The sequence below is a fragment of the Paenibacillus oenotherae genome, from assembly GCF_019443105.1.
In the GTDB taxonomy this organism is placed as follows: domain Bacteria; phylum Bacillota; class Bacilli; order Paenibacillales; family Paenibacillaceae; genus Paenibacillus_Z; species Paenibacillus_Z oenotherae.
This window is the reverse complement of sequence record NZ_JAHZIJ010000013.1, coordinates 73157-88372: the sequence shown is the minus strand read 5'-3', so window position 1 is coordinate 88372 and position 15216 is coordinate 73157. Positions and strand designations below refer to the sequence as shown.

The following is a 15216-nucleotide window of genomic DNA, read 5'->3' as shown; positions in this document are numbered from 1 at the left end:
TATTATAAATGCAGATATGAAAGGTTGGAATTCATGATGTTGCGAGGTTTTTCACGTAAAACAGGACTTACTGCACTGTCAATATTGCTATTGTTAGGAAGTGTCATGTCGTTTCCAGTATCAACTGTACAAGCTGCAGTGCATGGAGTTTTTGAGTATGAGGACCTGGGCGGTGGCACCGCTAAAATCACAGACTACACGGGAGCTAATGGAGTGGATGTCGTCATACCTGATCTTGTGGGCAGCGGATTAATCGTGGTCGAGATCGGTGAGGATGTCTTCAAGACTAAACAACTTCCTTCTCTGACGATTCCGAATAGCGTGACGACGATCGGGCAAGGGGCGTTTCTAGACAACAATCTGACTAGTTTGACCCTCCCTAGCAGCCTCACAACGATCGGAGTTGATGCTTTCAGGGGCAATCAACTGGCCTCGTTGACGATTCCAGATAACGTGACGACGATCGAGCAAGGGGCGTTTCTAGACAACAATCTGACTAGTTTGACCCTCCCTAGCAGCCTCACAACGATCGGAGTTGATGCTTTCAGGGGCAATCAACTGGAATCGCTGGTGATTCCGGATAACGTAACGACGATCGAGCAAGGGGCGTTTCTAGAAAATGAATTGACTAGTTTGACCCTCCTTGACGGTCTTGTTACGATCGGAGCTGATGCTTTTAGGGACAATCAACTGACCTCGTTAACGATTCCGGATAGCGTGACGACGATCGAGCAAGGGGCGTTTGGATCAAACAAACTGACTAGTTTGACGCTCCCTGACAACCTCATGGTGATCGGAAGGGACGCTTTCAAGAACAATCAACTGACCTCGTTAACGATTCCGAATAGCGTGACGTCATTCGGAATCGGAGCTTTTCAAGGAAACAAATTGACTAGTTTGACCCTCCTTGACGGTCTTGTTACGATCGGAGTTGATGCTTTTAGGGACAATCAACTGACCTCGTTAACGATTCCGGATAGCGTGACGACGATCGAGCAAGGAGCATTTCTAGAAAACAAATTGACTAGTTTGACCCTCCTTGACGGTCTTGTTACGATCGGAGTTGATGCTTTTAGGGAGAATCAACTGGCCTTGCTGACGATTCCGGATAGCGTGACGACGATCGGTCAAGGGGCGTTTATTAACAATCCTCAACTTTCGGATGTTTTGGTCCTTAATCCGGCTGTTACATTTAATCACAACAATATCTTTAATGGCAGCTCATCCAGCTTGACACTATATAGTGAAGGTTCATCGACTTCACAGACTTTCGCATCGACCAACGGTCTCCATTTCCAGCAAATCACGGCAGAGCTCGCAGACCTGGAACTTAACATACCCGGGTTGACATTCAATCCGGCGGAACGCACCTTCAACCTGACGACAAATGCGAATGCCGTCATCGTGACGCCAACTCCTGTTGTCCCGTTCTCGGAAGTGCAAGTCAATCATGCGCTGGTGCCGTACGGGTCAGACTCTCCATCCATCGGACTTGCCGAAGGCACGGTGACAATTACGTTGGATGTGGAAGCTCCAGACAACTCTACAGAACAATATACAGTAGTATTTAAGGTTGATCATACTAGCCCATCTATTGATTTGACAGCTAACCCGACAACACCGACGAATGGGAATGTTACCGTAACAGTCGGCACGGATGGTACGGGCAGCGCCATTGACAGCGTGAAATGGGCTGCAGGCAGCCAAGTTGCCGCGTTCTTCGCAACGGGAGGACAGGTGCTCACAGGCGGCTCGTTCGACGCAACTGCTAACGGAATGTATACCGTATATGCGCGAGACGAGGCAGGCAACGAAGCGGTTAAGACAATCGATGTGACGAACATTGATCGCGTCGGACCCACGATTAACCTGACAGCTAACCCGATAACACCGACGAATGGGAATGTTACGGTAACAGTCGGTACGGATGGTACGGGTAGCGCCATTGACAGCGTGAAATGGGCTTTAGGCAGCCAGGTTGCCGCGTTCTTCGTAACAGGCGGACAGGTGCTCACAGGCGGCTCGTTCGACGCAACTGCTAACGGAACGTATACCGTCTATGCAAGGGATAATGCCGGCAATGAAGCGGTCGAAACGATCGCAATCAGCAACATTGACCGCAACGTACCCACGATCGATTTGACAGCGAGTCCAACAATTTCGACGAATGGGAATGTCACTGTAACCGTGGCTACCTATGCCGATAGTGGAATCAGCGTGTTGAAATGGGCAGCAGGCAATGAAGGAACAGCGTTCTTCACAACTGGCGGGGAAGCCATTGTAGGAAATAAATTTATGGTAACAGCGAATGGAACTTATACCGTCTATGCAAGAGATAATGCCGGCAATGAAGCGGTCGAAACGATCACAATCAGCAACATTGTACGAAGTACATCTTCAGGTAACTCTACACCGCCGGACTCGCCTGAAGATTCCGATCCTCGTACAATTATATCGATTGGTCCTGGCGTCATCATTATAGAGGTGGCTCCACGAGATATTAAGGAGCTGCCGAAGGACAACGGCGGGGTTAAAGAAGTTGTGAATCTGCCTGATGTTGTGTGGGATGAAATTCCCAAGCTACTGGATGATGATCGTCCTGTGATACGAGTCGTCATTGATGACCATCTGCCCGATGTAGAATTGCATCTACCGGGTAAACGGCTGGCAGAATTGTGGGCTATTAATCCGAATGTCGAGTTCGACATGCAACTGAACGGATCCAGTTTTCAATTGAAAGTAAATGTACTGGATTTAGAACAACTGGCCACACGATTAGGTATTGCTGTTGACGAATTGAATGTGATTATTAAAATCTCAGCCTTAACTGGCGAGACTAAGGAAGATTTCATACTAGCTGCGGACGAGCAAGGGATGACATTGCTCAGCCAAGTGATTGAATTTCAATTGTTTGTATCAGGTGGCGATGAATGGTTTGAGATAACCGATTTTGGCGGCACGTATATGACCAAGGCGATCGTTCTGGACGAACAATTCGCCAATCGAAATTACATGGCCGTCCTATACGACCCAGATGGTCGAACATTTACGTATGTACCAGCGGCTATGGCTCGCCGAAGCAATGGTCAACAAGATGCAGTCATACAGATGCCGCATAATAGTATCTATGCGGTAGTGGAAACGGATCGGATCGAATTCGCTGACATGCAAGGACATTGGGCGGAATCCGAGGTTGAGAAACTAGGATCCAAACGAATTGTAAGAGGGATAACGATCAATGACTATGCACCGAATCGCAACATTACTCGTGCTGAATTTACATCATTACTGGTGCGTGCACTGGGGATTAAGACTGATCGTACTGGTGCGGGAGATGTATTCAAGGATGTAGCTATCACTTCTTGGTATTCCACCGAAGTTGAAGCAGCCTTCAGGGCTGGATTAGTGAATGGGATCAGTTCAACACATTTTGCACCGGAGGCACAGATTACGCGGGAGCAAATCGCATTAATGCTCATGAATGCGCATGCACTCGTGAAAGAGGAATTCAATTCTATCGAGCAGATCCCCAATTCGCTCACTTCGTTTACTGATGCTTCGGAAGTGTCAGCTTGGGCTCGAGCTGCGATGTCGGAAGCAGTCGCTAGTAAACTCATTCAAGGAATGAGTACAGAACGGTTAGCGCCGGATGCATCGGCAACACGTGCACAAGCAGCAGTCATGCTGCACCGATTAATGGTTATGATCGAATTCTTGGATTGACAATGGCGTTGTGACCTGCCAACATTGTGTAAAATGAAGGCACCTTAGAGTGATGGAAATCGCTCTAAGGTGTCTTTTGTAGAATTACGCTTATTCCAATATACGACGATGGAGCCAGTGTTATTGGCATTCTGCTAATTCTGCTTCATATGCTTGAACGCCGCGGCGCACATAAATCGCATTCACCCGTGTACCAATTATGTACGATGCGACTAACGTTCAATATCCCGCAACAGCGCCTCTTAACACAAAGATCGCGAAAATCCGCGCCACATAGATTCATTAACACCTCCTAGCACGCCGTAACAAAGCCGCCGCTTATTTTGAGATTAGAGGGGCATCACATTGAGAATATAGATGAAGGGTCTCCGACAAGATGCATCTGACAGGATGCCCACAAGGTGCCAAATAGGTGCCGTCGGCAGAAAAAATCAGAGGCTACTCATGAGTTCACCGAACGTGTGGGCGGGCTCTTTCTTTTTCGGCTTGGTCACATGCGCGTAGACGTCCCGAGTTGTGGCATCAGCTTGTACAGAAAGTTAACTTACTAGCAGGATATTTTATCCAATTGACGAATGTTTAATGTATTGAATTGTTTGCGAAGCTTGCTGATATAGATAGTATTGAAAATCTATGCGAAGTTTATGGGGAAGCGGGTAGATTTGTGGGTGTTCAAAGATCATTATTAATAATTTTAATTTGTGGATGTGTATCTATTCCAAACAATAAAGATTTGAGAATCAATAATTCAGAAGCAAACTATTATAATTTTGATCCAACAACCAAAAAAATTGGGGATAAGATCAATGGCTTTACCATAAAAGAAATTTCAATCAACAATTTCGAAGGTGATCTAGCGGGAAGTATTATGTTCGATGGAGAAGTAGAAATAACAGGGTCATATGAATATCTGCCTCCATGCAACGTAGACACTCAGGATTGCGGGAATGATTTTTGGAGTGATAACACCTTCTTTTTGATTGATGAAGAATCCAGAAATAATATTCCTGTAATGAAACAACAGTCGATTGTGCCTATTGTGCTGGACACTGGAGAAAATAAATTTAAATATAGTAAAGGAACGGCAACAATCAAAATAAAGAATTATCAAATATGGTATGAAGCCACTGAAGTAAATAATACTGCTGAACTGATAGAGATTAGAGATGAGTCGGAGGATAATTCAGTTCGAATACTTGAATAAATTTGGCTTCTCACGGGTTCGAATTTGAACGTTGTGAGAAGCCTTTTTTCTATGCATGTCAAAGATTATCCAGCAATCTAATAACATTCGTAATACTTTTACCATGTTATTAATTGGATTAAAATTTATAGTTAATAGTATGAGTTTACGAAGGAGAGGGATAGTAGTGAAGTTGGAATTTGAGAAATGGATAGAAGGGCAAGGTATGCATGAAAAAGCGCGGGAATTTTTTAACGAGGCTATCGTTTGCTTCAAAGTTGCCGCATACAGAGGGGCTTTTATGTTATCTTATCTTGGATTTCAAACGATGATCCGAGAGCGATTGTTAGTATCCGACCCTCCAAGCTCGAACCTGATGCCTGATCCATCGGCATGGACGGGAACTCTTCAAAAGCTAAGAACGCCTACAGACTGGGATTCTGAGGTAAACAGATTGATTGCCGTAGACAATAGTAAGACAGAAAAAAATATATTTATGATATCAAAGGATGTCCGCAAAGAAGCCGTATTTTGGAAAGATAAGCGCAACGCTTGTGTTCATGCCAAGGATCATATTAGTTATCCGAGTGTCGAATGCTTGTGGATGTTTATACAGAATCATTCAGGAAAATTCATGGTTAATAGTGGAATCGAAGCTTTCGTTCAGCAAGCCAAATCGCATTTTAATCCAGTAGAAAACGATCCCACATCTGACTTTTCGGAGCTGCTTAACAGAATCACCAGTGTTGTCCATGATGATCAATACGATGAGCTCTTCACGAGATTATCCCAAGCGCTTCCGTTACATCTTAGATCGAAAGATTATGTTAAGAAGTTCTGGCTTGCACTTGCTAATAGCCACGATGCTAGAACAAGAGAAAATTTTTTGGACTACCTTAAAAACCATATGGGCGAATTTGAAACGTTTATATTCGTCTTTCCAGAATTACTACGTTATTTTTCTGCAGAGGAATCTACCTTACGCAAATTTTGGAATCAGCATCTGCCAATGTTGACTGTGTATGAAGAGTATGCGATCAATCTGTACCAGATTACACACTGGCTATTTGCAAACAATAAAATCCCCCCTTCTGAATGGGATGATTTTTGGAATAACTGGACTAGAAGTCGTATTTTGGATTGGTTAGCTGATGATCTTTCTGAGGATTTTGTTGCATTACTTCATAAGTATGGATATTTTGAGGCGTATAGGAAGTATTTACTTGCTGAAAGTTCTGGTTATAGCAACCGCATGTCATGGTATAGACATGAGAAGTTACTACCGTTTTATTTGATCAACGTGGAGATGGATGCAGAGTTTGTTGACCATTTAAACCGGGTATTACGAATTGTACCCTTAGGATCATTTACAAATAATATCAGAAAAGCATTCTATGCAAATGATGAGCGCGTGAGAAAATCCTTTAAAGAAATTTGTGACCAATTGGGTATTCAAAGCTATTATGGTTAGTTGAAATTCATGGAATTCCCTTATTATTTATGTTTATTCTTGTCCTAATACGTGTATTTATTACCATCAACTCATACGATTCATGCTTGAAACAACGGATTCATCCATTGTTCATGTTATAATAAATGGAATACATATGAGAGGATGATACTTGTTAATAAGGGAATCGTAATTTCACTCGCAGTTCTTATTTTGTTTTGTTCCGGTGCTGCTGTAGCAGACGCGCATGTAAAGTGGTTTACGGACGTGGTGCCGGAGAAAGAAACGATTATAGGCATCTTGTCTCCTTTATTCATGGGTATTGCGCTCTTCGTTGCAGTGCTGCTCGCAGTATTGACACAGGTACTGCCCCTCCTTTCCAAATGGAAATTAATGCTGAAGGTTGATAACAAGCTGGATCAAATGCGTCGCTATTCCATACTAATATTGAAGTATGGCCTGGCCGCGGCATTGCTGATTCAGGTTGTTTCCGGGTCGCTTTTTGTGCCGGAATTCGAGATTTCCTCACAGCTGGAGAGCATTCTATTATGGTCAGCGATCATCCTGCTGCTTATTCCACATCACTGGGCAACGAAAGCAGGGGCGCTGGTCACTTTATGGCTGCTCGTTAAGCTGCTGCTCGCTGTAGGGCTGTTCCACATGCTGGATTACGGCTTTTATTTGGCGATTATCGTAGCGCTGCTGCTGGAAAAAACAAAGGTTCAAAACTGGGGAATGCCATTCCTCTACCTGGCAACCGGTCTTTCACTCTGTTGGGTCGCAGTGGAAAAATGGGTCTTTCCAACGATGGCGCTGGATATTATTGAGAATCATGGTGTCCCGACATTCGGGTTTGCTCCAGCCGCATTCGTAGTTATGGCTGCATTCATTGAATTTGTTGTCGGCTACTTGCTTGTGGTCGGTATTCTGAATCGCTTGCTTTCGATTGTGTTAACGGGAATATTCATATCGACAACGATGCTGTTCGGTATGACGGAGCTGGTTGGCCACTTTATGATTCATATCGTTCTCATCATTTTTATTATCGAGGGCGTGAGCTTCTACAAACCGCCGGTAGAAATGCATAAAAGAAAACTAGACCAGATGATCTTCATTTCGCTTAATTTCTTGTTTGCGCTATCGCTATTTTTATTAATCTATTATCGCTTTGCTTAATGCCGCCCAATACTCACCCAATGATGATACATCATTCATTTATACCCAATTAAAGGGATTTCAAGGGCTGTCCTAGAAAGTAGTGTTAACTACTATGGGGCAGCCCTTTCTCTTTTTGCAGGTACATTCCGGGCGAATGGGAGGAGACAGCCTGCCTGGAAGCCCGGCAAAGTCAAGCAAGTATCAGCACAAGGAGGAGAAATGAATAATATGAAAACGGTGATCATAACCGGAGTATCAAGAGGCATTGGCGAAGCGGCAGCATGTCTGCTGCTGGATATGGGACATCGGATTATTGGCATAGCTCGGGGGAGCAGCAGCTCCCTGAATCAATATGCCGGTTATGTCGGGATTGAAGCAGACCTGGGGGATACGGCTGGTTTAAGTGGCATGCTGGCAAAGGTGTTTGAACGTATACAGCCTGCCGAGCGCAGCGATGGCATCTATCTTGTGAATAATGCGGCTATGCTTCAGCCGCTGCGTGACGCAGGCAGCTGCATGCCGGAGGAGATCGCCTATCATATGGGGGTCAACCTGACGGCCCCGATGGTGCTGTCCGCGCTATTCGCCAGGCACACGGATTCATATACCGGCGACAAGCGGATTCTGAACATATCGTCTGCTTCGGCGGCAGTATTGCTGCCCGGTATGAGCTGTTACAGCACTGCGAAGGCGGGGCTGGATGTGTTCTCGAAGGTTATGGGCATGGAACAGCAGAATAAGCCCTATCCGCTGCGGATTGCATCCGTCTGGCCCGGCATGATCGAGACGGAATTGCAGGCAGAAGTGCGGAACCAGCCGATAAGTGAATTCGAAAGCGCGGGCCTGTTCATCGGCGCGAAGGAAAGCGGCATGCTCGCAACACCGGGAGCTGCAGCAGGGAAGCTGGTGGAGCTGCTGTTCAGCGATGCTTTTCCCCAAGGGGGCGTCGTGACGGATCTGCAGGCGTTTCCGAAGGAGGGGGCAGCCTTGACTTAAAGCCGCATTAGGCGGCTTGCATCGCTTCGAATTCTATCCCGCTGGCAAAGGATGACCTGTCTCAGTGACTGTGGTAACTGGTCATATGACGAAGAAGAATCGTACTATGGGAGTAGAAACCGACTATAAGCAGGAGGGATTTTGTGGAACGGACTACGACTGACTACGATGTCATTATTGTGGGAGCAAGAGTTGCCGGATCGTCACTGGCGTATGAGTGCTCGAAGGCAGGACTGAGCGTGCTTCTGCTGGACAAAGGGAGCTTCCCGAGCGACATTTTGTCGACGCATAATTTTTTTAATAATTCACTAGCTATGCTAAGAGAGATGGGCGTTCTGGACCGTTTGCTGGGAACAGGAACACCGACCTACAGACGCGCTCATATCCAATTTGATGAGAGCATTATTGACGGGGAATATCCGGAGGCAACCGGCGAGAAGGACTGCTTGTGCATCAGGCGGACGCATCTGGATCACATCTTGTTCCAGCATGCTTGCGAGCAGGAAGGAGTAACCGGGATTGAAGGATTCCGTGTGACGGATGTCATTATGGAAGGGGATGCCGTTGCCGGAGTTGTCGGCTGCTTCAGAGACGGAAGAACAGAGCGGTTCACGGCCCGTCTCGTCGTCGGGGCTGATGGGCGGCATTCCGCCATTCGCAGCCTTGTTGGAAGTGAACAGAAAATGTGCGTGCCAACGGATTATGCATCCTATGTTGCCTATGTGGCGGACTATCGTCAGGAAGGCGAGCGTTGTGTGGAATTTTACAAAATCGGGGAGAATCTCGCTATTATTTTTCCAACCAGCGATGATCTGTTTGTAGTAGGCGTCATGTTTCCGCTGGACAATCATCAATGGAGGAACCGTTTCACAATCGATCCCGAAACGGCGCTGCGCAGCTTCGTCGATATTCACTTTGCAACTACCCGCAGCTCCTTCCCGCAGCGGCTGCAGCAGTCGCGTGTCGCACTTCCGATCAGGGGCTTGCTGGGCTACGATAATGATTGGCACCAGGGGATGGGCAAGGGATGGGCACTGCTTGGAGATGCGCTTTCGTTCAAAGATCCGGCTGTCGGACAGGGCTTGCATGACGCAATCTACGGCAGCCGGGTGCTGACTCGCATTCTCTCAGCGACCCCGCATTGGGAATCCGGCTGGGAGGAGATGGCGGGGTCGTATGAGCAGGAGATGGAGTCGAAGATGATGGCGAGGTTCCAGATGGCCTGCCAGTTCACGAAGAATGTTCCGACGACAGAGGAGCAGTCGGCTGTCAACAGGCTGATCGGCAGCAGCGGGGAAGCGACTGCGGCCTTCCTTGGACTGTACAATTATTCGAAGGAACCCGAGGATCTGGAGGCTGTAATCTCCCGTCTCATGCAGGGGCAAATATAGCAAATATACGCAAAAAAACGCGAAAATTCGAAGCGCTGAACACTGCTGTTTCTGCAGTATTCAGGGCTTTTTTGTTATCATTGGCAATTAATGTGGCATGTAAGATATTTGGCGTATAAACCTTGATTTTACATATTAATAGGAAGCGGGCGGCAGCCGCAAAAACGTTATTGACCGAATCTCAATTTGTTCGGTAATATAGGGGTGAATAAAATCTGTTTAAAATTGGTTTCAAGTATCGAATCTTAGCGAATCGTGGGAGGCAACTTACCTGGCTGATAAATTGCAAATGTGTAAAACTCCGTATGATAGGGAGATGATACTTTGATGGATTCTCGTACCTTGAATGAGCGAACAGTCAACTGGGACGCGGAAAGATATTGGTCGAGAAAAATGAGCGACTGGGCGAGCGTGCCCCCTATCCAGCCAGACGAGTTAGGAAGAGCAAGCGGCAAGGGAAAGGACAGGATCGCGTTTTCGATTCGGGAGCAGATCGCTGAGCGGATGGATCGATACTGCAAGGAACGCGCAGATTTGCGCTTTATATGTTTATTGTCAGTGATGAAGGCGGTACTGTACGCAATGACGCCTTCGCTGCAGGATATAGCATTGGCTGTGCCTGATCTGCCTGAAAGCGATGATGGAATGCAGGGACGGCGAACAATACCAATTCGCACCAGGCGTCCAGAGCACGGAGCTGCATTCAAGCAAATGATGAAGATGGTGCACGAAACGGTGCAGGAAGGGTACAAGCATCAGTGGCATCGTGGCCAGGAATCGGATCAACCGATTTATCCAAAGGGCTATAATTCTTTTATTTTTATTTATGAACCGCTGCATGGGAGGGAATTAATACTATCGTCTGAAGAGAGAGACGAATCGGATATCATAGTCAGCATTCAAGACACGGAGCAAGGCGCATGGAGGTGTATAATCGATTTTAACGCGGAACTATACAGCCATCTCATAATGCAAGCGCTTTCAGATAGTTTTTTAATCGTGCTTGAGCAAGCTTCACTTGATACGGATCTCCTTCTTACGGAAGTAGAATTGCGCTCCCCTGAAGAAATAGCAAGACAATGGATTTGGAACGACACCTCGATGCCCTATGAAACGAATGGAACGTTTCATAGCGGCTTTCAGCGTATTGCCGCCCGGCTGCCGGATGGGCTGGCTGTTGTAACGGAAACAGGCCGCCTAACCTATAGAGAGCTGGATGCTCGCTCTGACAGTATCGCGCGATTGCTGCTTGGAAGAGGGGCCAGGCAGGGCGATCGGATAGCGGTCATGCTGGATCGTTCAACGGAGTGGATTGCAGCCTTCATAGGCGTGCTCAAAGCAGGATGTACTTACATTCCTGTCGATCCTGACTATCCGCTTTCACGAATTGAATACATGCTGCAGGACAGCCAGGCGGCAGCGTTGATCTATAGCGGCCAGCGCTCATGTGCCGAGAGCTTCCGGGGCTTGGCCGTTGATGTCGACCAGTGGGAAGAGGAGCTTGCCGACACCTCCGGAGCGGAGGAGCTGCCGCTCGCCGCTTCCGATGACTTGGCGTATCTGTTATATACTTCAGGCTCGACAGGTTTTCCCAAAGGGGTTATGGTCGAGCATCGCGGTCTTGCCAATCTGCAGGCTTACTTCCAGCAGGAGCTGGGAATTACGCCGCAGGATCGAATTGTTCAATTCGCCAGCTCCTCCTTCGATGCGTCGATCTGGGAGACGGCGATGGCTTTGCTTCTTGGCGCCGAGCTTCATATTGCTACACCGGATATGATCGGCGATATGAGCCGCTTCCAGCGATGGATGCGGGAGCATGAAGTAACGGTAGCTACTTTGCCGCCAACGTATGCTGTTTATTTGGAGCCGGAAGGTTGCGCCTCGCTGCGGATGCTTATAACGGCAGGCTCGGAATCCAATCTCACCCTGCTTCAGCAATGGCAGACGCACACCACCTATATAAACGCGTACGGCCCAACTGAAACAACGGTATGCGCTACGGCATGGAACAGCTCGTTGGAGCAGCAGCCGGCATCTTCGATCATTCCGATCGGCAAGCCGCTGCCCAATATGCAGGTCTGGATCGTCAATGAGGCGTTGCAGCCGCTGCCTGCGGGTGTTGCCGGGGAGCTGTGCGTGGCCGGAGCTGGTTTGGCCCGGGGCTATTGGAACAAGCCGGAGCTGACGGATGAACGGTTCGTTGCACTGCCCATAGGCGGCACAAGAGTTTATCGCACAGGCGATCTTGCACGGTGGACAGGGGATGGCAATATAGCGTTTCTCGGGCGCATTGACCATCAGGTGAAAATTCGCGGATATCGCATTGAGACAGACGAGGTTCGCCATGTTCTCATCAATCAGCCCCGCGTGAAGGATGCCGTTGTTGCTGTGAAGCCGGACGAGGGCGGAGAGCCGGCGCTGTTTGCCTATTATGTGATCGAGGGTGGAGAAGAACTCCCTCCTTCGGAATTGAGAGATGCGCTGACAGCGGCGCTGCCAGGCCATATGGTGCCGACGTATTGGGCCAGGCTAGAAGTAATCCCTTTGACTCCGAACGGGAAGCCGGATCTCAAGACGCTGCCATCGGCAGGCGATGTGCTTGCGCGTATGGACAGGCCCCATTATCAGCTGCCGCAAGGCGGAACGGAGCTGGAGCTGGCGAAGCTGTGGGAAGGCCTGCTTGGCGCCAGAAGTATCGGCAGAGGCGATCATTTCTTCCAGATTGGCGGCCACTCGATGAAAGCAGCGAAGCTGGCGTCCATGCTGCATCGGACTTTCGGCGTCAATATGCCGCTGGAGAAGATGTTCCATCATCCGACGCTTGAGGAAATGGCTTCATGGATCGACGGTGAACGGAGCATTGCGGCTGCAATCGAGCCGATTCCGCCTGCGCCGTTGCAAACGGGCTACCGCTTGTCGCCCGCACAGCAGAGAGTATTTACGATCGAGAGCGGAAGAAACGACAGTACGCTCTATATTTTGCCCTTTGCCTTCTGGCTGGAGGGTGAGCTGGAAGCCAAGGAGCTGGAAGCCGCCTTCCGCATGCTGATTCAACGTCATGAGCCGCTCCGCACCTCGTTCAGCTGGAACAACGGCGAACCGGTGCAGGTCGTGCACGGCGAGGCCGCCTTCCATCTCGAACAGCGGATAGAGGAGCCTGCGAATATCGCCTCCCTGTCCCGGCTTCTTGTCCGTCCCTTCGACCTGAAGGAGCCGCCTTTATTGCGGGCTGCTCTGGTCGATATTACGGATGGACGAAGAATGCTTTTCCTGCAGCTCCACCACATTATTGCGGACGGGCTGTCGCTGGCTGTGCTTATGAACGATTTGACTGCGCTGCTGGAGGAGCGGGAGCTGCCGCCGCTTGCGATCCAGTACAAGGATTACAGTGAATGGCTGGCCGCCCGCGAGTCGTCTGAGCAGCACGGCGCTTTCTGGGAGCAGCGGTTCTCGGCATTTGATGGAGCAGCAGATTTGCCGGTAGATTATCCGCGGCCGCGAATTCGCCGGTTCGAAGGAGAGACGCTGTCGTATCAATGGGACAAGACTCTCGCTGATTCCATTCGGGCGTTGGCGCAGAGCTGTGACGCCACGCTGCATGTGACGATGCTTGCCGCTTATTACGTCCTGCTCTCCAAGGTGACGGGCAAGGACGATTGGGTGGTCGGTTCGCTGCATGCGGGGCGGGATCATCCTGAAGCGATGGATATGGTAGGCATGTTTGTGCATACGTTGGCACATCGCAACCAGCCTCGCAAAGAGATGACTTTCCGATCATTCACAGCAGAAGTGAAGCGCCGGATGCTGGAGGATTACGAGCATGCGGAATATCCGTTCGAACAGCTTGTGCGGCAGATGAAGCTGCATGATACATCCCGCAATCCATTGTTCGATACGATGTTCGTCCTGCAAAATCTGGAGGTGTCGGTCACGGAGACCGACCGCATCCGCTTCATTCCCTATACGTTGAAGGAGGAATGGACACGCTTCGACCTTGTGTTCCAGGCTTGGGAGAACGGGGATGGTCTGCTGCTGTGGACGACCTATGCGAGTGCATTATTCAGGGAATCAACGATCGAGAAGCTTGCCGGCGACTACAAGCTGCTGCTGGAGACGGTGGCAGGCAATCCCGATATCCCTATCCGCGAGCTGGATCTTGTTCAGGAATACCGGCCGATAACCGCTTCCAAGAGCGCCATGAATTTTCAATTCTAGTGAATGAGGGAGGAATTCCGGATGTGTGCCAGCAAGATCTTGCCGATTGCAATGCCGGATATTACTGCATACACGCACTTTACCTATGCGCTATCCGTTATGTATACCGATGAGGATGCAATGAAATGGGTGTACAGCAACTATATTCAAATTTGTCTGAGAGACTGGGGCCATGTCAGCGATATGGATTACTATACCCAGACAGCCGAGGAGCATCTTATTCCTTGCTTCCACGGCTCTCAGCGGCTTACCAGAGATACGATTCTGCATTACTCGCCTTCCTTTATCGACTTTGCTCGCGACGCCATTGACCGCAACTTCTATGTCTGGACTTATGTGGACGAGTTCTTCATACCTGGCACAGTCGCTTATCAGAACCGGACGAATCCGCATGCCGTCATGATTAACGGCTATGACGATGAGAAGCGGATGTTCCAGATGAGCGGCTACTTCTCCAATCAGAGCTATTCCACCGCATGGTTCCCTTATGACCTCATTGACGAGGCGTTCAAAGGGTTTGAAACCTCCGATTTTCTCTATACCAACTTTACACGACTGCTTCGGCTCAACGAGGAAACGAAGGGATGCTATGACTTCAACCTGCGGTGGATGATGGAGCAGTTGAGAGATTTGCTGGATTGCGAGCAATCCGATTACACACGGATGGCGGCCTCCGCATACCGCCGGACCAGTCCTTATTACTGGGGCTTCGACGTCTACGACCAATTGCAGAATCTGCTCCGAAGACATATAGAAGGAGGGACAATCGTTGATCATAGGCCCTTCCATATCATTTGGGAGCATAAGCGGATGATGTGCAAACGTTTGACTTACATGGCGGAGAACGGCCATTTCGAATTCAGCCCTGCCGTTGTGGATGGCTATCGGGAGCTGGAGCAGTTCACGCTTGTAACAAGGAATTTGATGCTCAAATATTTGCTCAGCTTCAACAACAAATATTTGGAGCAGATGATTGAGCGGATGGGACAGCTTAGAGAGAAAGAGGTTCCTCTTGTCCGCGAGATGCTGGAGCAATATGAGCAGTCGCTGTCATCACTAAACGAGAAAGGGAGTCCAATTGCATAGCTAGGCACATCGGC

At 48.7% G+C, this 15216-nt stretch carries 8 protein-coding genes; all 8 read left to right on the top strand.

The features are described 5' to 3' along the window. Nucleotides 1–105 precede the first annotated feature (105 nt). The 8 genes from K0T92_RS17145 to K0T92_RS17110 all read left to right on the top strand — a co-directional run bounded on the left by K0T92_RS17145 (nucleotide 106) and on the right by K0T92_RS17110 (nucleotide 15202). Entirely contained in the window at nucleotides 106–3723 is a 3618-nt protein-coding gene (locus K0T92_RS17145) for a leucine-rich repeat protein (protein ID WP_219873695.1), read from the top strand. Nucleotides 3724–4387: 664 nt separating this feature from the next. Beyond that, on the top strand, nucleotides 4388–4927 hold the full coding sequence (locus K0T92_RS17140; RefSeq protein ID WP_219873694.1) for a hypothetical protein: 540 nt from the start codon (nucleotides 4388–4390) through the stop codon (nucleotides 4925–4927). A gap of 166 nt (nucleotides 4928–5093) precedes the next feature. Continuing rightward, complete coding sequence (locus K0T92_RS17135) at nucleotides 5094–6377, top strand: hypothetical protein (RefSeq protein ID WP_219873693.1); 1284 nt, start codon at nucleotides 5094–5096, stop codon at nucleotides 6375–6377. Between the two features lie 144 nt (nucleotides 6378–6521). Beyond that, entirely contained in the window at nucleotides 6522–7532 is a 1011-nt protein-coding gene (locus tag K0T92_RS17130) for a hypothetical protein (RefSeq protein ID WP_246628233.1), read from the top strand. 201 nt (nucleotides 7533–7733) lie between these two features. Next, the gene (locus tag K0T92_RS17125; RefSeq protein WP_219873692.1) at nucleotides 7734–8510 is read left to right on the top strand and encodes an SDR family NAD(P)-dependent oxidoreductase; all 777 of its coding nucleotides are present in this window, start codon (nucleotides 7734–7736) and stop codon (nucleotides 8508–8510) included. 143 nt (nucleotides 8511–8653) lie between these two features. Further along, entirely contained in the window at nucleotides 8654–9901 is a 1248-nt protein-coding gene (locus K0T92_RS17120; RefSeq protein ID WP_219873691.1) for an FAD-dependent oxidoreductase, read from the top strand. 327 nt (nucleotides 9902–10228) lie between these two features. Next, entirely contained in the window at nucleotides 10229–14116 is a 3888-nt protein-coding gene (locus tag K0T92_RS17115) for a non-ribosomal peptide synthetase (RefSeq protein ID WP_219873690.1), read from the top strand. Nucleotides 14117–14137: 21 nt separating this feature from the next. After that, nucleotides 14138–15202, top strand: coding sequence for a hypothetical protein (locus K0T92_RS17110; RefSeq protein WP_219873689.1), 1065 nt, complete (start codon nucleotides 14138–14140; stop codon nucleotides 15200–15202). Nucleotides 15203–15216 lie beyond the last annotated feature (14 nt).

Excerpts from the sequence above, each read along its gene's own strand:
- K0T92_RS17145 (WP_219873695.1), top strand. The coding sequence starts at position 106 with ATGTCGTTTCCAGTATCAACTGTACAAGCTGCAGTGCATGGAGTTTTT.
- K0T92_RS17130 (WP_246628233.1), top strand. The coding sequence starts at position 6,522 with ATGATACTTGTTAATAAGGGAATCGTAATTTCACTCGCAGTTCTTATT.
- K0T92_RS17125 (WP_219873692.1), top strand. The coding sequence starts at position 7,734 with ATGAATAATATGAAAACGGTGATCATAACCGGAGTATCAAGAGGCATT.
- K0T92_RS17115 (WP_219873690.1), top strand. The coding sequence starts at position 10,229 with ATGGATTCTCGTACCTTGAATGAGCGAACAGTCAACTGGGACGCGGAA.
- K0T92_RS17110 (WP_219873689.1), top strand. The coding sequence starts at position 14,138 with ATGTGTGCCAGCAAGATCTTGCCGATTGCAATGCCGGATATTACTGCA.